Origin of the sequence: Micrococcus sp. GbtcB5 (assembly GCF_019091605.1) — a bacterium.
Lineage (GTDB): Bacteria > Actinomycetota > Actinomycetes > Actinomycetales > Micrococcaceae > Micrococcus > Micrococcus luteus.
This window is the reverse complement of record NZ_JAGXJK010000003.1, coordinates 1-16,590: the sequence shown is the minus strand read 5'-3', so window position 1 is coordinate 16,590 and position 16,590 is coordinate 1. Positions and strand designations below refer to the sequence as shown.

The following is a 16,590-nucleotide window of genomic DNA, read 5'->3' as shown; positions in this document are numbered from 1 at the left end:
CTCTGCCATCCGCCCCAGGGCGGCGCCGCCCGGGAGCACGCGGCCGGAGGTCATCCCCGCCGCCACCGGTCCTCGACCCGTTCGGCCAGGCCCGCCCGCTGCAGCCGGGACAGGCACGCCAGGACGGTGGGCAGCGCGAGCCCGGCGCTGACGGTGATCCGGTCGACGGGCACCGCCTGGCGCAGGGGCAGCGCCTCGTGGACGAGGGCCTCCTCCATCGTGAGCCCGTCGGTGGGCCGCGCGGCGGACTCGGGAGCTGCCCGGGTGGAGGTGCTCCCGCCCGCGCCGCCGCTCCGGGCGGGCCCCTGGCCGAGCAGGGCGAGGGCCTCCTGCTCGGTGGTCACGAGACGGGCGGGGCTCTCCTGCAGCAGACGGTGGCAACCGGCGGAGCTGGGCGAGGTCACGGGGCCGGGGACCACGCCCACCTCGCGGCCGAGGCCGAACGCGTGGCCCGCCGTGTTCTGCGCTCCCGACCGCCAGCGCGCCTCGACCACCAGCACGGCCCCCGCGAGCGCGGCGATGACCCGGTTGCGCTGCAGGAACCGGTACCGCGTGGGACTCGCACCGGGCGGCATCTCGGACACGAGCAGCCCGGCGGCCATCACCGCGCGAAGCAGGTCCTCGTGGCCGGCCGGGTAGAACCGGTCGAGGCCGCCGGCCAGCACCGCCACCGTGGGCGGGACGCCGTCGCGATCCGCCGCGTCTTCCGGTGCGGCGGGCGCCTGCAGCGCGGCCCGGTGGGCGGCGCCGTCGATGCCGTACGCACCGCCGGAGATCACGCACGCGCCCTGCTGGACGGCGTGGGCGGCGCAGCGGGCGGTCACGGTCCGTCCGTACGCGGTCGCCTCCCGGCTGCCGACGACGGCGAGCATCCGGTCCGCGGGAGGCAGCGTTCCGGAGCCGCGGAACCACAGGCCCAGGGGCGCCTCCTCGCCCAGGTCCGCCAGGGCGGCGGGCCAGGCGTCGTCCTCGGGGATCAGCAGGCCTCCCCCGAGCCGGTGCAGAGTCACGAGGTCACGCTCCGGCTCCAGCCGGGCGGCCCGGGGCGCCCAGCGGGCCAGCCCCGCGGCCCAGCGCCGGGGCAGCGTGTCGGGCGCGCCGGCGCGATCGGCGAGCAGATCGCGCTCGGCGGGCTGGATCGTCTCCCGGCCCGTGAGCAGGGCGAGCGCCCGCTCCGGCCCCAGCGCCGTGACGGTCTGCACCGCGAGCGCGTCCCCGGGCTCGACCAGCCGGGTCAGGGCGGCGCGGGCGAGCCGGGCGGCGTCCGGCCGGCGCGGCCCGGCGACGTGGTCTGCCGCCGGGGTGACGTAGGTGGTCATGCGTCCTCCTCGTTCTGGTGGCGCAGCGTGAGTGCCACGTCGGTGTCCTCGGGTGCGGGCCGTTCGGCGCCGCGCAGGTCTGCCAGGGTCCAGGCGAGGCGCAGGACGCGGGCGTGGCCGCGCGCGCTCAGCAGGCCCTGGTCGACGGCGTCGTCCGCGGGCCGGCGGGCCGCCCGGGGCACGGCGTACGGGCCGTGCCGCAGCACCCCGGCGGGGACGTGCGCGTTGCGGCGCAGCCCGGACGGGACGAGCCCGCGCTCGGCGGCGGCGGCCCAGCGCCGAGCCTGCCGGTCGGCGGCCGCGGCGACCCGGGCGGCCACCTGCGACGTGGTCTCGGAGGCGGGCGCCCCCGTGAGCTGCCGCGCGTCGACGGGCCGTACGGTGACCTGCAGGTCGACGCGATCCAGCAGCGGCCCGGAGAGCCGCTGGGCGTAGCGCCGGCGTTCGGGCACGCTGCACCGGCATTCGACGCCCGTGCCGCCGCCCTTGCCGCACGGGCAGGGGTTGGCGGCCAGCACCAGCTGGAACCGGGCCGGGTAGACGACGGCGCCGAGGGCCCGGTGCAGCAGCACCTCCCCGGACTCGAGGGGCTGGCGCAGCGCCTCGAGGGTGCGCCGTTCGAACTCGGGGGCCTCGTCCAGGAACAGCACGCCGCCGTGGGCGAGGGAGGCCGCTCCCGGCCGGGCGAGGCCGCTGCCGCCGCCCACGAGGGCCGAGCGGGACGCCGAGTGGTGGGGTGCCTCGAACGGCGGGGTCCGGTCGATGTCACCGTCGAACCCCTGGGCCGTCCCGCCCCTGCGCCGGACACGGGCGTCGCCGCCGCGGAGGGAGCGCAGGGCGGCGCACTCGAGCGCGGTGCGCCGGTCCAGGGGAGGCAGGATTCCGGGCAGGCGCTCGGCGAGCATGGTCTTGCCCGCCCCCGGGGCGCCCATGAGCAGCAGGTGGTGGGCGCCGGCGGCTGCGACCTCGAGCGCGAACCGGGCCTCGGCCTGTCCGGCGACCTCGGCGAGGTCGGGCACCGCACGGGCCGGCTCCGGTTCCGGGGCTGTCACCTGCCGTCGGGCCGGGCGGTGGGGCGGCTCTCCGTCCGGTTCCCCGCCGAAGGCGCGGATGACGTCGTGCAGATGGGCGAAGCCGCGGACCTCGGCGCCGGGGACCAGTCGGGCCTCGGCCTCCGCATCCTCGGCGACGACCACCTCGGAGCACCCCGCGTCGACGGCGGCCATCACCATCGCCACGGTCTCCGGCGAGCGGTGCAGGGCGCCGTCGAGGCCGAGCTCGGCCAGGAACACGGGCCCCTCGACGTTCCGCACCCGCCCGTCCGCGGCGTAGGCCGCCAGGACGATCGCCAGGTCGTGGCACGCACCCCGCTTGTGCACCCCCGCCGGCAGCAGGTTCACGGTCAGGTGCCGCCGGGTCAGGGGCAGTCCGGCGTTGCGCGCGGCGGAGCGGATGCGGTCCCGGCTCTCCTGCAGCGCCTGGTCCGGCAGGCCGAGGAGGGTGAACCCGGGCAGGGACTGGGCGATGTCCGCCTCGACGTGCACGACCTCCCCGCGCAGACCCGCCAGCGTGATGGAGCGGGTGCGTCCGATGCCGCTCACGGCCGCACGTCCTGCAGCAGGTCGAAGCGGATCCCTCCCGTGCGCGGCACCAGCACGGCGACGGCGTCGACGCGCCAGGGCGTGCCCCGGCGGTCCGCGGCGTGGGCCCGCACCCACGCCGCGGTGAGGCGGTGCAGCCGGGTGAGCTTGCGCCGGTCGATCGACTCGAACGGGTCGCCGAAGGCCAGGCCCGAGCGGGTCTTCACCTCGACGCCCACCCACCAGCCGGCGTGGTGGGCCACGATGTCCAGCTCTCCGGCCTCGCCCCGCCAGTTGCGGTCGGCGATCACGTAGCCGCGCTCGGCGAGCCAGCGCGCGGCGGCGTCCTCACCGAACCGGCCCAGCGCCGTGTGCGCGCGGCTGGCGCGCCTCTCTCCGGGCGGCTGCGCCCCGATCTGTTCCGCGGTCCCCGTCATCCCGACCACCTCCTGGGCACCAGGGTGGTCCCGGGCGAGGCCGCGGGGTGGGCGGCGGCGGGGATTGTGCGGGGCCGGACGCCTGTGCAGGAGTGGACGTCTGCGTCCCGTCCTCTGGACCGCTCAGGGGTGGGTCAGCTCGGCAGCTGGCCGTCCGGCGGGACCGTCAGGTCCTCGGTGGGCAGCTCCTCGATGTTCACGTCCTTGAAGGTCAGCACCTTCACGCGCTTGATGAACCGCTGCGTGCGGTACACGTCCCACACCCAGGCGTCCTCGAGCAGGATCTCGAAGAACACGTCCCCGTCCGCCTGGCGGGGCGTCAGCCGCACGTCGTTGGCGAGGTAGAAGCGCCGCTCGGTCTCCACGACGTAGCGGAACAGGCCCACCACGTCCCGGTATTCGCGGTAGAGCAGCAGCTCGGCCTCGGCCTCGAAGTCCTCGACGTCGTCTGCGCTCATGACATGCCTCCTCAGTGTTCGCCGCGCACCCGCGACAGTCCGGGCACGCACGGCCTCCATCCTCCCCCGTCCGGGGGTCGCACGTCGAACGGGCGGCCTCGCCCGGCCCCGGGGGCTCAGTCGAACAGCGTGGGCGGCGCCTGCGCGGGCGCGCCCGGCAGCCCGAGGTTCCAGCTGCGCCGGTGCTGCTCGCTCGCCCCGCGCTCGGCCAGGGCGGCCCGGTGCGCGGCTGAGCCGTACCCCTTGTTCCCGGCCCATCCGTACCCCGGGTGCGCCGCGTCGAGGGCGATCATGACGTCGTCGCGGGCCACCTTCGCGGCGATCGACGCGGCCGCCACCGTCGCGCACCGGTCCTCGGCCCGCACCAGCATCGTGGGCTCGGGCGGCAGCGGGCGCGGCGCGGGCGCGGGGCCGGCGTCGGGATCGGAGCGGCTCAGCCAGTCGTCCCGGCCGTCGAGCACGAGGGCGACCGGCTCCTGCCCCACCGCGGCGCACAGCGCCGCCCACGCCCGTCGCCCGGCGAGGCCGAGGGCCGCCGAGATCCCCAGCGCGTCGATCTCCGCGGGGCCGGCCTCGCCCAGCGCCACCCCGGCCGCCCAGTCCTCGATCTGCGGGACCAGGGCGCGCCGGCGTCGGTCCGTGAGCGCCTTGGAGTCGCGCACCGGAGGGATCTGCCCCGCGGCGGGCAGCCACGCGGCGCACACCCCGACGACGACGGGCCCGGCCAGCGCGCCCCGGCCCACCTCGTCCATGCCCGCCACGAGCACCCGGTCCACTCCCCGCGCGGCGAGGACCGGCGCGGCCAGTCCCGCCTCGACGTCCAGGCCGGCGCGCACCGTCGGCCGACCACCGCTTCCGCGGGGGGTCACGTGCGCTCCTCTGGCGCGGGCGCGTCCGGCACGGCGGCGAACGCGTCGGGGTCGGCACCGGCGCCGCCGATCCGGTCCAGCGGCCAGACCACGAACCGGGCGCGGCCCACCACGTCGTCGAGGGCCACGAACCCGCCCCCGGGCCCGGCGCGGTGCGCGCGGGAGTCCGCCGACGCCGAGCGATGGTCGCCGAGCACCCACAGCCGCCCCGCGGGGACGGTCACCTCGAACGCCTCCTGCGCGGGCGTCTCCCCCGGCGCGAGGTACGGCTCGTCGACGGGCACCCCGTTCACGCGCAGCGTCTCCTCGCCGGGCGTCCAGGAGACGGTGTCCCCCGGCAGCCCGACGGCCCGCTTGATCACGTGGCCGCCCCCGGGCAGCCAGCCCTTCGTGTCGTCGAACACCACCACGTCACCGCGGCGCACCGGGAACGGATCGGGGGTGAGCAGCGTGGCGACCACGCGGTCGCCGGCCTGCAGCCCGGGCTCCATGGACGAGGACGGGATGGCGTACATGCGCGCCAGGAAGGCCCACGCCAGCACGCAGGCGAGCACGGTCACGGCGGCGGCGATCAGCGCGGTGCGACGCCCGGTCACGGCGTGTCCCCGGAGGGGGCGTCCACGGTCCCGCGGCGGGACAGGGGCCACACGATCTCCGCGGCCCGGCCCTCGACCCGCTCGAGCGGGATCAGCCCGCCGCCGGGGGCGCCCAGCAGTGCGCGGGAGTCCCGGGAGGCGGCGCGGTGGTCGCCCAGGACGACCATGCGCCCGTCGGGCACCTCGAAGGACCAGGTCCCCGCCGCGGCCGGCTCGTCTGCGGTCACGGGCCTGCCGAGATACGGCTCGTCCAGCGGCTCGCCGTTGCGCAGCAGCCGGCCGTCCGGGGCGCAGCACTCGAGGCGGTCCCCCGGCAGGGCCAGCACGCGCTTGACGAAGACGTCCTCGGCCGCGCCGACACCCCACCACCGGGCGACGTCCTCGAGGCCGCGCTCGAGCGATCCGGCCGAACGGTACGGCGCCAGGCTGCCGGCGCCGTCGAACACCACCACGTCGCCGTGGTGCAGGCCCTGCCCGCCGGCCGCGGCGGCGTCCACCCGCACGCGGTCGCCGGGCTGCAGGGTCGGCTCCATCGACCCGGAGGGGATGAGGTAGACGGGGCCGGTGAGGGCTCGCAGCACCGCGGCCACCACGACGGCGGCCACCACGGTCAGGCCGAGCCACGCCCACCAGCGGCTCGCGCCGGAGGCGGGGGCCGCCGTCGGGCCCGAGGAGGAGCCGGCCCCGGACGCGACGGAGCCCCGTGACCGGCGGGGGTCACGGGGCTCCGAGGTGCGCATGGGTCGATCACCGGTCGGCGGGGCCGACCGGGATGATCACTTGGCGTCGGCGCGCTTCTCGCGGATGCGGGCGGCCTTGCCGTGGCGGTCGCGCATGTAGTACAGCTTCGCGCGGCGCACGTCGCCCTTGGTGACGACCTCGATCTTGTCGATGACCGGGGAGTGCACCGGGAACACGCGCTCCACGCCGATGCCGAAGGACACCTTGCGGACGCGGAAGGTCTCGCGCACGCCGTAGCCCTGACGGCCCATGACGTAGCCCTGGAACACCTGGACGCGGGCGGTCTTGCCCTCGATGATGTTCACGTGCACCTTGACGGTGTCGCCGGGGGCGAACTCCGGGATGTCGTCGCGCAGCGTCTTCTTGTCGAACGAGTCGAGAATGTGCATGTCGTCTCTCCTGGCGGATGCCACAGGTCAACCGCGTGGTATGCGGGCGCACGGCCCGTCCACGTCCGCATGACGAGGGGGCCGGGTCCCGAGCCGAGGGCCGGGCTCCGCACGTGGGGTGCGGTCCCGGGGTCCGATCCGTTGACGCGCGCCCCCTGTGGCAGGTCGGGCGTCCGGCGGACACGAGGATCCATTATGCCACAGCCGACGACGTCGCGACGCCCCTCCGGCCCGTCGGGCGCGGCGGGTCAGGCCTCAGAGCCGTACGCCGCCCACAGGTCCGGTCGCCGCTCGCGCGTGCGCTCCTCCTGCTGGGCCCGACGCCAGGCCGCGACCTTGCCGTGGTCGCCCGAGAGCAGCACGGGCGGCACCGCACGGCCCCGCCAGTCCGCGGGCTTGGTGTAGACCGGGTACTCCAGCAGGCCGTCCTCGTGGGACTCCTCGACGAGCGAGGCCGGGTTGCCCACAACGCCCGGCACGAGGCGGCCGACGGCCTCGATCATCGCCAGCGCCGCGACCTCGCCGCCGTTGAGCACGTAGTCGCCCAGCGAGACCAGCCGCACCTCGAAGAGCTCCTCGGCCCAGCCGAAGACGCGCTCATCGATGCCCTCGTAGCGGCCGCACGCGATCGCCACGTGCTCCCGGCCCGCCAGTTCCCGGGCGAACCGCTGGGTGAAGCGCTCCCCCGAGGGCGTCGGCACGAGCAGCACGGGGCGGACCCCCGGCTCCGCCGACGACGACTCGGCGGGGGCCGGTGACACGGGCCCCTGGGCCGCCACGTGCTCGAGCGCGAGCGCCCACGGCTCCGGTTTCATCACCATGCCGGCGCCGCCACCGTAGGGCGTGTCGTCCACGGTGCGGTGCCGGTCGAAGGTGAAGTCGCGCAGGTCGTGGACGTGCACGTCCACGAGTCCCTCGCGGCGGGCACGGCCCAGCAGCGAGACGTCGAGCACCGCGAAGTACTCGGGGAAGATCGTGACGACGTCGAAGCGCACCGCTCAGTCCTCCGCATCCGCATCGGCGGGGCGTGCCACGGCGGGCCCGTCTGCGGCGTCCTCGTCGACGCCGGTGGCGAGCTCGAGCAGCCCCGGCGGCGGGGTCAGCACGAGCACGCCGGCCTCGGGGTCGATCTCCGGGACGATCTCCTCGACGAAGGGCACCAGGGCCTCCTCCTCCACGCCGTCCAGGGCGACGTGCAGCAGGTCCTGGACCGCCCCGGTGGTCAGGGCGGTGACGACGCCGACCCGCGCGCCGTCGACCCGCACCTCGAGGTCGACGAGGTCCTCCTCGTACCACTCGTCGGACTCCTCGGGCGCGGCGGGAACGGCGAACAGCTGGGCGCCGCGCAGGGTCTCGGCGACGTTGCGGTCCGGCGACTCGGCGAAGCCGACCACGAGGATCTGCTTGTTCCACCGGGCCCGGGTGACGGTGAGCTCCGCCGGCAGGCCCGGGGCGCCGTCGCGCACCACGAGTCGCTCGCCGGGGGCGAAGCGGGCGTCCGGGTCGTCGGTGAAGACCTGCACGGTCACCTCGCCGCGGATGCCGTGCGGCTTGCCGATGCGGGCGACGCGGACGAGGTCGTCCTGGGCTGCGGGACTCATGGGCTCTCCTGGGTGGGACGGTCGGTGGCGGGAGGGGGCGGGGCCGCAGACGACGACGGCCCGCCGGCCCGGTGAGGGGCGGGCGGGCCGTGCGTCACGGGCCGTCAGGAGCGGCGGTCGGTCTCCACCACGTCCACGCGGACGGGGTGGCCGGCCAGGCCGTCCAGCACGGTGCGCAGCGCGGTGGCGGTGCGACCCTGGCGGCCGATCACGCGACCCAGGTCCTCGGGGGCCACGCGGACCTCCAGCATGTCGCCGCGCCGCTGGGAGCGGGCGTCCACGCGGACCGCCTCGGGCGTGTCCACGATGCCGCGCACCAGGTGCTCGAGGGCCTCGGTCAGCATGGTCACTCGGACTTCTCGGCGTCCTCGGCCGGAGCCTCAGCGGCCTCCTCGGACTCGGCCGGGGCCTCCTCCTGCTTCGGCTCCTCCGGCAGGATGACCGAGCCCTTCTCGGGGGCCACGAAGGCCTCCTTCTCGGACTTGGACTTCAGGGTGCCCTCGGCGCCCGACTCGCCCTTGAACTTCTGCCAGTCACCGGTGACCTTCAGCAGCGCGGCGACCTGCTCGGTCGGCTGGGCGCCGACGGAGAGCCAGTACTGGGCGCGCTCCGAGTCGATCTCGATGAACGAGGGCTCCTCGGTGGGGTGGTACTTGCCGATCTCCTCGATGGCACGGCCATCGCGGCGGGTGCGCGAGTCCATGACGACGACGCGGTAGAACGGGGCGCGGATCTTGCCGAACCGCTTCAGACGAATCTTGACAGCCACGAGTGTGGTTCTCCTTCAGTGGATCTGGGGGGCCGGGGCACGACGCCGCGTGGGGGCAGCGGGCGTCGACGACCTGGCACACGGAACGGAGCGCAGCGGAGGATAGAGGGTCGTCCGGGCTCACGCTCAGTACCGTGCCATTCTGCCAGATCGGGCGGGCCGGTGCACACCCGGCGCGCCGCGACCGAGCAGCGGGCGGCTCAGCGGTCCTTGAGGTACTTCTCGAAGCCCGCCGGCAGGTTGAGGGTGGACGGGTCGAAGCCCTCCATGCCCGCGCCGTCGCGGCCGAACACCGCCCCGGCCTGCGCCTGGGCGGCGCGGGCGCGCCGCTCCTCGATCGCCTTGCGCTCGGCCGCGGCCTTGGCCGGGTTGCCGGACTTCACGCGATCGCGCTTCGCGTTCTTGCCCTTGCCCTTCGTCTTGCGGGAGGCGCCGCCCGGCATCCCGGGCATGCCCGGGATGCCACCGCCGGCGGCCATGCGCTTCATCATCTTCTGCGCCTCGGCGAAGCGCTCGAGCAGGCCGTTGACCTCGGACACGCTCACGCCCGAGCCGCGGGCGATGCGGGCACGGCGCGAGCCGTTGATGATCTTGGGGGCCACGCGCTCGTGCGGGGTCATCGAGTGGATGATCGCCTCGACGCGGCCGATCGACGACTCGTCGAACTGCTCGAGCTGCTGCCGCATGCCCTGGGCGCCCGGCATCATCATGAGCATCTTCTTCAGCGAGCCCATCTTCTTGAGCTGCTGCATCTGGGCGAGGAAGTCGTCGAGGGTGAAGTCCTCCTGGTCCGCGAACTTGCGGGCCATCTTCTCGGCCTCGCTGCGGTCCCAGTTCTGCTCGGCCTGCTCGATCAGGGAGAGCACGTCGCCCATGTCGAGGATGCGCGAGGCCATGCGGTCCGGGTGGAAGACCTCGAAGTCCTTCAGGCCCTCACCCGTGGAGGCGAACATGATCGGCTTGCCGGTCACGTGGCGGACGGACAGCGCGGCGCCGCCGCGCGCGTCGCCGTCGAGCTTGGTGAGCACGACGCCGGTGAAGCCGACGCCCTCGTTGAACGCCTGGGCCGTGGCGACGGCGTCCTGGCCGATCATCGCGTCGATGACGAAGAGCACCTCGTCCGGGTCCACGGCGGCGCGGATGTCCGCGGCCTGCTGCATGAGCTCGGCGTCCACGCCGAGGCGGCCGGCGGTATCGATGATGACCACGTCGTGGTACTTCGTGTTGGCCTCGGCGACGCCGTCACGGGCCACCTGCACCGGGTCGCCGGTGGCGGCCTCGAACTCGGAGGAGACGCCGGGGTGCGGCGCGTAGACCGGGACGCCGGCGCGCTCGCCGCCGACCTGCAGCTGCTTCACGGCGTTCGGGCGCTGGAGGTCGCAGGCCACGAGCAGCGGGGTGTGGCCCTGGGACTTGAGCAGGTGGGCGAGCTTGCCGGCGAGGGTCGTCTTGCCGGCGCCCTGCAGGCCCACGAGCATGATGACGGTGGTGCCCGTCTTGGCGTGCTGGATGCGCCGGGTCTCGCCGCCGAGGATGCCCACGAGCTCCTCGTTGACGATCTTCACGACCTGCTGGCCCGGGTTCAGGGCCTGGGCCACCTCGGCGCCGAGGGCGCGCTCCTTGATCTGCGCGATGAACTGGCGGACCACGGGCACGGCGACGTCGGCGTCCAGGAGGGCGCGGCGGATCTCGCGTGCGGTGGCGTCGATGTCCGCCTCGCTCAGCCGCCCCTTGCCCTTGAGGCTGCGGAAGGTGGCTGTGAGGCGGTCGGACAGGGAGTTGAACACGGCGGGTGTGATCCTTCGAAGCGGGGTCGACTGATCCGGACGCGGTCGGTCGCGGGCGCCGCGGCATCCACCGCGGCGCCCGCCAAGCCTAGCAACCGACCGGCCTCACCCGTCCGCGGCGGCTCACCGCGCCTCGGCGGGGACGGGCACCCCGCCGAAGCCGACGTCGTAGGCCGACTCGTCGTGCAGGGTCAGATCGACGCCCCGCTCCTCGTCCTCCTTGCTCACCCGCAGGCCCATGGTCCCGCGCAGGACCAGGGCGATGGCCGTGGTCACCACGGCGGTGAAGACCACGGCGACGAGCACGGCCACCGTCTGGGCCACCAGGAGACCGGCGTCTCCGCCGTAGAACAGGCCCGCCCGGCCCTCGTTTGGCAGGGCGAAGAAGCCGATCAGCACGGTGCCCAGGATGCCGGAGGTGAGGTGCACGCCGACGACGTCGAGCGAATCGTCGAAGCCGAGGCGGTACTTGAGGTTGACCGCGAGCGCGCTGGCCGCACCGGAGACCAGACCGATCACCACGGCCCCCAGGGGGCTCACATAGGCGCACGCGGGCGTGATGGCGACCAGGCCCGAGACGATCCCGGATGCGGTGCCGATCGAGGTGGGCCGCCCGCGGCGCAGCCACTCCACGAACACCCAGCCGAGCATGCCGGCGGCGCCGGCGGCGAGGGTGTCCACCCAGATCAGTCCGAGCTCGTCGACACCGCCCGCCGCGCCCCCGTTGAACCCGAACCAGCCGAACCACAGCAGGGCCGCGCCGAGCATGGTGAACGGGACGTTGTGCGGCCGGTGGCCGGGGTCCACGCCGAAGCCGTGGCGCTTGCCCAGCATCAGCGCGAGCACGAGGGCGGCCACGCCGGCGCTGATGTGCACCACGAGGCCACCGGCGAAGTCGAGGGCCTCCCCCAGGCGGGCGCCGATGGCGCCGTCCTCGGAGAGGAGCCCGCCGCCCCACACCATGTAGGCCAGCGGGGCGTAGACGACGGTGGTCCAGACGGGCACGAAGACGCACCACGTGACGAACTTGAAGCGGTCGGCCACCGCGCCGGAGATGAGGGCGACCGCGATGATCGCAAAGGTGGCGCCGTAGGCCGCCGCGACGAGCCCGCCCTCGGCCATCGTGCCGGTCAGCCCGAGGTCAGCGGCAGGGTTCCCCACCACCCCGGCCCACCCGTCGCCGCCGGTCATCCCGTGGACCCACAGGACCCAGACGACGCCGACGAGGCCCATCGAGACGAAGGACATCATGATCATGTTGAGCGAGGACTTCGCGCGGGTCATGCCGCCGTAGAAGATGGCCAGTCCGGGTGTCATGAGCAGGACCATCGCCGCGCTCGTCACCATCCACACTGTCCCTGCGTCCAGGACGTTCGACTCCTCCATGGGGGTCTCCTTCGGTCCGGGCCGCGAGCCGGGGGCGAACGCCCGTCCCGCGGCGTCGCTGCCCGGCCCCGATCGGGGCCGATGGAGGGACGGTACCGGAGGAGTGGGCCGCACCACACATTGATGACGTCTCCGTGACAGGGAAGGGCCCCTCCCGACGTCGTCGGGAGGGGCCCTGGACCGGGGTGCGGGGCGTCAGTCGGCCAGCAGCGCGTCCACGAAGCCCTCCGCGGTGAACGGTGCGAGGTCGTCGGGGCCCTCGCCGAGGCCGATCAGCTTGACGGGCACGCCGAGCTGGCGCTGGATGGCGATCACGATGCCGCCCTTGGCGGTGCCGTCCAGCTTGGTCAGCACGATGCCCGTGACGTCCACGACCTCGGCGAACACCTTCGCCTGGGTCAGGCCGTTCTGGCCGGTGGTGGCATCGAGGACGAGCAGGACCTCGTCCACCTCGGCCTGCTTCTCGATGACGCGCTTGATCTTGCCGAGCTCGTCCATGAGGTTGGCCTTGTTCTGCAGACGGCCCGCGGTGTCCACGAGCACGACGTCGACGCCCTCGGCGATGCCGCGTTCCACGGCCTCGAAGGCGACGGACGCCGGGTCGGCGCCCTCCTTCTCGGAGCGGACGGTCTCGACGCCCACGCGGGCGCCCCACGTGGCGAGCTGCTCGGCGGCGGCGGCGCGGAAGGTGTCCGCGGCGCCGAGCACGACGGTGCGGTCCTCCGCCACGAGCACACGGGCGAGCTTGCCCACGGTGGTGGTCTTGCCGACGCCGTTGACGCCCACGACCATGGTCACGGCGGGGCGGTCGCCCTTGCGGGTCGCGGCGAGACGGCGGTCCATCGAGGGGTCCACCATCGCCACGAGCTCCTCGCGCAGCAGGGTGCGCACCTGCTCGGGGTCACGCGTGCCCTCGACCGTGACGCGGGCCTTGAGACGGTCGACGAGCTCCAGGGTGGGCTCGGTGCCGAGGTCCGCCATCAGCAGCGTCTCCTCGATCTCGTCCCACACGTCGTCGTCGATGAGGTCCTGGGACAGCAGCGCCAGCAGGCCCTTGCCGAAGACGTTGTTGGACTTGAGCAGGCGGGCCCGCAGGCGGGCCAGGCGCGAGCCGGCGGCCTCGGGCCGCTCGTACTCGGGCTTGGCCGGGGCGGTCTCCGCCTCCTCGACGACGGCGGGCTCCGGCTCGGCGACGACGGGCGGCGCCTCGTCGACCTCGGGGCGTTCCAGGACGGCGGTGGAGCCCGACGGGGCCGCGTGCCGCGGACTCGGGCGCGGGTCGTCCGCGTCCCGCACTCCCTGGTACGAGCCCTTCGGCGGGGCGGGGCGCCGATCCAGCAGGCCGACGAGCACGCCGCCCAGCAGCAGGGCGGCCACGACTGAGACTATGAGCACGATTTCCACGGGCCCAGTCTGTCACACGGGCCCTCGCCCGCCCCGGGCTGCACACCCGGCACCGTGCGAGGATGGCGGTCATGCCGTCGTCGTCCGCCCGCTCCTCGCGGGTCCCCCTGCCCCGTGAGATCAAGGTCCTCGTCGCCGCCGCGTTCATCATCGCGATCGGCTTCGGCATCATCGCCCCGCTGCTGCCGCAGTACGCGGCGACGTTCGACGCGTCCGCCGTCGGGGTGGCCGCCGTCGTGTCCGCGTTCGGGCTGACCCGCCTCCTGTTCGCCCCGGTCTCCGGCAAGCTGACGAACCGGCTCGGCGAGACGCCCGTGTACATGACGGGCGTGCTGATCGTGGCCGCGTCCATGTTCCTGATCGCCTTCGCGCAGACCTTCCCGCAGCTGATCCTCTTCCGCGCGATCGGCGGCATCGGCTCCACCCTGTTCACCGTGTCCGCGATGGCGTTCCTGGCCCGGAAGTCCCCGCCCACGATGCGCGGCAGGATCTCAGGCGCCTACGCGTCCGCCTTTCTGATCGGCAACATCGTGGGGCCGATCGTGGGCTCCGCCCTGGCCGTGTTCGGGTACCGGGCCCCGTTCCTCATCTACGGCAGCTCCCTGGTGGTGGCGGCGGCCCTCGTGTTCTTCCTGCTCAAGGACACCCGGCTCGCGGACCGCGCCGTCCGCGACGTCCGCCCCGCCATGCCGGTCCGGGAGGCCCTGGCCAACCCGTCCTACCGAGCCGCGCTGGTCTCCTTCTTCGCCAACGGCTGGGCGACGTTCGGGGTGCGCAACTCGGTGATGCCCCTGTTCGCGGCCACCGCGTTCGCCGGCACGGGGCTGCTGGGCTGGCAGGTGGACGGCGCGCTCATGGCGGGCCTGGCCCTGTCCGTGTTCGCGCTCGGCAACGTCACCGCCGTGACGTTCAGCTCGCGGCTGTCCGACCGGCATGGACGCCGTCCGCTGATCCTGGCGGGCCTGCTCGTCATGGCCGTCACCACCGGGGTGATCGGCTGGATGACCTCACCGCTGTCCTTCTTGCTCGCGTGCCTGCTGGCCGGCGCCGGCACGGGCACCCTCAACGCCCCGCAGCAGGCGGCCATCGCCGACGTCGTGGGCCAGGGACGGCGCTCCGGCGCTGTGATGTCCACCGCCCAGATGTCCGCCGACCTGGGCGCCATCTCCGGCCCGCTGCTGGCCGGCCTCGTGGTGGACACCGCCGGCTACGGGTGGGCGTTCGTGCTCACCGGCGGCGTCATCCTGCTCGGCGCGCTCGCGTGGTGGCGCGCCCCGGAGACCAACCTGCCGATCGTGCCCGGCGGACCCCGCACCGGGTCCCTGCCGCTGGTCCGCCCGGAGGACGCCCGGGTGACCCCGCGCGAGGACGGGTGAAGTCGGGGGCACGCACGAGGCCGCCGTCCCCGCGGGGACGGCGGCCTCGTGACGTCGACGGGGTGGGTGTCCCCGTCCGGGGGTGTGGTGCGGCTCAGGCGCCGTCGAAGGCCGGCAGCCGCTCGCCCACGCCGAGCAGCTCGGCGATCGCCGAGACCGTGCGCTCCGCCGCGCGGCCGTCGCCGTAGGGGTTCACGGCCTGGGACATCGCGGTGTACGCGGCCTCATCCGTCAGCAGGCGGGTGACCTCGGTGACCACGACCTCCTCGTCCGTGCCGATCAGACGCACGGTGCCGGCGGTCACGGCCTCGGGACGCTCGGTGTTCTCGCGCATCACGAGGACGGGCTTGCCCAGGGACGGGGCCTCCTCCTGGACGCCGCCGGAGTCCGTCAGCACGACAGTGGCCACGGACAGCAGGTGGGTGAACTCGCCGTAGGCCAGGGGCTCGGTCACGAGCACGTTCTCGCGGCCCTCGATCTCGGGAAGGATCGCTTCGCGAACCACCGGGTTGCGATGCGCCGGCAGCACGAAGGTGACCTCCGGGTGGTCCGCGGCCAGGCGGGCCAGGGCGCGCCCGACGCCGCGCATCGCGTCGCCCTGGTTCTCGCGCCGGTGGGTCGTCACCAGGACGACGCGACGGCCGGACGCCTCCAGCTCGGCCAGACGCTCGTCCTCGAACGGCACCTGGTGGCTGACGGCCTCCAGCAGCGCGTCGATCACGGTGTTGCCCGTGACGTAGATATCCTCCGCGGCCACGGCCTCACGCAGCAGGTTGTCCCGGCTCACGGTGGTCGGGGGCAGGTGCAGCGCCGAAATCTGGCTGGTGATCTTGCGGTTGGCCTCCTCCGGGAACGGGGAGAGGATGTCGAAGCTGCGCAGGCCCGCCTCGGCGTGGACCACGGGGATGCCGCGGTTGAAGGCGGCGACGGCGCCCGCCGTCGAGGTCGTGGTGTCGCCCTGGACCACGACGGCGTCCGGCCGCTCCTGCTCCAGGACGGCGTCGAGCCCGTCCAGGGTGCGGGCAAACACGCCGTTGAGGGTCTGCCGGGGCTGGAGGATGTTGAGGTCGTGGTCCGGGACGATACCGAACAGCTCGTTGACCTGGTCCAGCATCTCGCGGTGTTGCCCCGTGACGGTCACCACGCACTCGAACCGCTCGTCGGCCTGCAGCGCCTTGACGATGGGGGCCACCTTGATCGCCTCCGGGCGGGTTCCGTAGATGGGCATGATTTTCTTCACGGTGTTCCTCGCTGCATCGACGACGGCTCAAAGGGGAGGAGATCAAGTCCAAGCGGCGGGACCTCCAGACGGCTTCACCATAGTCGAAGCCAACAATCCGACCCCCTCAGCAGCCGCGTTCCCGCGCCGCCGTCTCCTACACTAAGGAGGCGGTCGACGCGCCTCCCGCGCGCGGCATCGCCGTCGTGGGGCACCGTCAAGAGAAGTCCCGCATCGACGGCCGGTCCCCCACTCGGGTGGCCCACGCTCAGAAAGGCAGGCGCGAACCGATGACCACACGGCGACCAAGACGACCCTCCGAACCCGTCGCCAGCGCGTTCCGCGCCGCGGCCGTCCAGGCTTATGGTGACGCTTCGCACCTCTCACCTGTCACAGGTCGCCCTGCCCCTCGCCGCTATCTGGTGGAGCTCTGGCAACGCCGACACTTCATCTGGTGGCAGTCCCGAGGACGGCTCGTCACAGGAGACGACGACAGTCGTCTCGGGTCGGTATGGCTCATCCTTCGCCCAATGCTCGACGCGATCTTCTACTGGCTGATCTTCGGTTTGCTTTTGCGTTTCGACCACGGAATGGACAATTTCGTCGCCTTCGTCATCGTGGGTGTGTCCATGTTCCAGATGACCAGCGCCGCATTGACA

The 16,590-nt window shown here is 74.0% G+C and carries 17 protein-coding genes; 1 reads left to right on the top strand and 16 read right to left on the bottom strand.

Translation table 11 applies throughout. The features are described from left to right. Positions 1 to 50 precede the first annotated feature (50 nt). The 15 genes from KVS67_RS01640 to ftsY form a co-directional block, all read right to left on the bottom strand. Positions 51 to 1,319, bottom strand: coding sequence for a DNA-processing protein DprA (locus tag KVS67_RS01640; RefSeq protein ID WP_036312818.1), 1,269 nt, complete (start codon positions 1,317 to 1,319; stop codon positions 51 to 53). Next, the gene (locus tag KVS67_RS01635) at positions 1,316 to 2,920 is read right to left on the bottom strand and encodes a YifB family Mg chelatase-like AAA ATPase (RefSeq protein ID WP_036312821.1); all 1,605 of its coding nucleotides are present in this window, start codon (positions 2,918 to 2,920) and stop codon (positions 1,316 to 1,318) included. The genes KVS67_RS01640 and KVS67_RS01635 overlap by 4 nt, the downstream gene beginning before the upstream one ends. Beyond that, on the bottom strand, positions 2,917 to 3,336 hold the full coding sequence (locus KVS67_RS01630; RefSeq protein ID WP_036312824.1) for a YraN family protein: 420 nt from the start codon (positions 3,334 to 3,336) through the stop codon (positions 2,917 to 2,919). The genes KVS67_RS01635 and KVS67_RS01630 overlap by 4 nt, the downstream gene beginning before the upstream one ends. A gap of 134 nt (positions 3,337 to 3,470) precedes the next feature. Next, the gene (locus KVS67_RS01625) at positions 3,471 to 3,794 is read right to left on the bottom strand and encodes a DUF2469 domain-containing protein (RefSeq protein WP_002853817.1); all 324 of its coding nucleotides are present in this window, start codon (positions 3,792 to 3,794) and stop codon (positions 3,471 to 3,473) included. Between the two features lie 116 nt (positions 3,795 to 3,910). After that, complete coding sequence (locus KVS67_RS01620; RefSeq protein ID WP_141843067.1) at positions 3,911 to 4,663, bottom strand: ribonuclease HII; 753 nt, start codon at positions 4,661 to 4,663, stop codon at positions 3,911 to 3,913. Then, positions 4,660 to 5,259 (bottom strand): signal peptidase I, encoded by a 600-nt coding sequence (gene lepB, locus KVS67_RS01615; protein ID WP_217564729.1) that lies wholly within the window; start codon positions 5,257 to 5,259, stop codon positions 4,660 to 4,662. The genes KVS67_RS01620 and lepB (KVS67_RS01615) overlap by 4 nt, the downstream gene beginning before the upstream one ends. After that, positions 5,256 to 5,999, bottom strand: coding sequence for a signal peptidase I (gene lepB / locus KVS67_RS01610; protein WP_144919044.1), 744 nt, complete (start codon positions 5,997 to 5,999; stop codon positions 5,256 to 5,258). Before lepB (KVS67_RS01610) ends, lepB (KVS67_RS01615) begins: the two co-directional genes overlap by 4 nt. A 36-nt stretch (positions 6,000 to 6,035) precedes the next feature. Continuing rightward, entirely contained in the window at positions 6,036 to 6,389 is a 354-nt protein-coding gene (gene rplS / locus KVS67_RS01605; protein WP_002853821.1) for a 50S ribosomal protein L19, read from the bottom strand. A gap of 248 nt (positions 6,390 to 6,637) precedes the next feature. Beyond that, entirely contained in the window at positions 6,638 to 7,384 is a 747-nt protein-coding gene (trmD, locus tag KVS67_RS01600; protein ID WP_217564728.1) for a tRNA (guanosine(37)-N1)-methyltransferase TrmD, read from the bottom strand. A 3-nt stretch (positions 7,385 to 7,387) separates the two neighbouring features. Beyond that, positions 7,388 to 7,990: a ribosome maturation factor RimM gene (gene rimM / locus KVS67_RS01595; protein ID WP_217564727.1), complete on the bottom strand. Its 603-nt coding sequence runs from the start codon at positions 7,988 to 7,990 to the stop codon at positions 7,388 to 7,390. A 104-nt stretch (positions 7,991 to 8,094) separates the two neighbouring features. Beyond that, complete coding sequence (locus KVS67_RS01590) at positions 8,095 to 8,334, bottom strand: RNA-binding protein (protein WP_029248213.1); 240 nt, start codon at positions 8,332 to 8,334, stop codon at positions 8,095 to 8,097. Between the two features lie 2 nt (positions 8,335 to 8,336). Next, positions 8,337 to 8,759, bottom strand: coding sequence for a 30S ribosomal protein S16 (gene rpsP / locus KVS67_RS01585; RefSeq protein WP_049146048.1), 423 nt, complete (start codon positions 8,757 to 8,759; stop codon positions 8,337 to 8,339). Between the two features lie 200 nt (positions 8,760 to 8,959). Further along, positions 8,960 to 10,546 (bottom strand): signal recognition particle protein, encoded by a 1,587-nt coding sequence (gene ffh, locus KVS67_RS01580; protein WP_020628323.1) that lies wholly within the window; start codon positions 10,544 to 10,546, stop codon positions 8,960 to 8,962. 123 nt (positions 10,547 to 10,669) lie between these two features. Beyond that, complete coding sequence (locus KVS67_RS01575) at positions 10,670 to 11,932, bottom strand: ammonium transporter (RefSeq protein ID WP_217564726.1); 1,263 nt, start codon at positions 11,930 to 11,932, stop codon at positions 10,670 to 10,672. 195 nt (positions 11,933 to 12,127) lie between these two features. After that, positions 12,128 to 13,336, bottom strand: coding sequence for a signal recognition particle-docking protein FtsY (gene ftsY, locus KVS67_RS01570; protein WP_217564725.1), 1,209 nt, complete (start codon positions 13,334 to 13,336; stop codon positions 12,128 to 12,130). 71 nt (positions 13,337 to 13,407) lie between these two features. On the opposite strand from ftsY, the gene KVS67_RS01565 reads away from it, so the two are divergent. Next, on the top strand, positions 13,408 to 14,712 hold the full coding sequence (locus tag KVS67_RS01565; protein WP_217564724.1) for an MFS transporter: 1,305 nt from the start codon (positions 13,408 to 13,410) through the stop codon (positions 14,710 to 14,712). Positions 14,713 to 14,806: 94 nt separating this feature from the next. Here KVS67_RS01565 and wecB read toward each other — a convergent pair whose 3' ends face one another. Next, the gene (gene wecB / locus KVS67_RS01560; RefSeq protein WP_217564723.1) at positions 14,807 to 15,952 is read right to left on the bottom strand and encodes a non-hydrolyzing UDP-N-acetylglucosamine 2-epimerase; all 1,146 of its coding nucleotides are present in this window, start codon (positions 15,950 to 15,952) and stop codon (positions 14,807 to 14,809) included. Between the last annotated feature and the right edge of the window lie 638 nt (positions 15,953 to 16,590).

Bases quoted from the DNA above. Each gene is read 5' to 3' on its own strand.
- KVS67_RS01640 (WP_036312818.1), bottom strand. From the start codon at position 1,319: ATGACCACCTACGTCACCCCGGCGGCAGACCACGTCGCCGGGCCGCGC.
- KVS67_RS01630 (WP_036312824.1), bottom strand. From the start codon at position 3,336: ATGACGGGGACCGCGGAACAGATCGGGGCGCAGCCGCCCGGAGAGAGG.
- KVS67_RS01625 (WP_002853817.1), bottom strand. From the start codon at position 3,794: ATGAGCGCAGACGACGTCGAGGACTTCGAGGCCGAGGCCGAGCTGCTG.
- lepB (WP_144919044.1), bottom strand. From the start codon at position 5,999: ATGCGCACCTCGGAGCCCCGTGACCCCCGCCGGTCACGGGGCTCCGTC.
- rplS (WP_002853821.1), bottom strand. From the start codon at position 6,389: ATGCACATTCTCGACTCGTTCGACAAGAAGACGCTGCGCGACGACATC.
- rimM (WP_217564727.1), bottom strand. From the start codon at position 7,990: ATGAGTCCCGCAGCCCAGGACGACCTCGTCCGCGTCGCCCGCATCGGC.
- KVS67_RS01590 (WP_029248213.1), bottom strand. From the start codon at position 8,334: ATGCTGACCGAGGCCCTCGAGCACCTGGTGCGCGGCATCGTGGACACG.
- KVS67_RS01575 (WP_217564726.1), bottom strand. From the start codon at position 11,932: ATGGAGGAGTCGAACGTCCTGGACGCAGGGACAGTGTGGATGGTGACG.
- KVS67_RS01565 (WP_217564724.1), top strand. From the start codon at position 13,408: ATGCCGTCGTCGTCCGCCCGCTCCTCGCGGGTCCCCCTGCCCCGTGAG.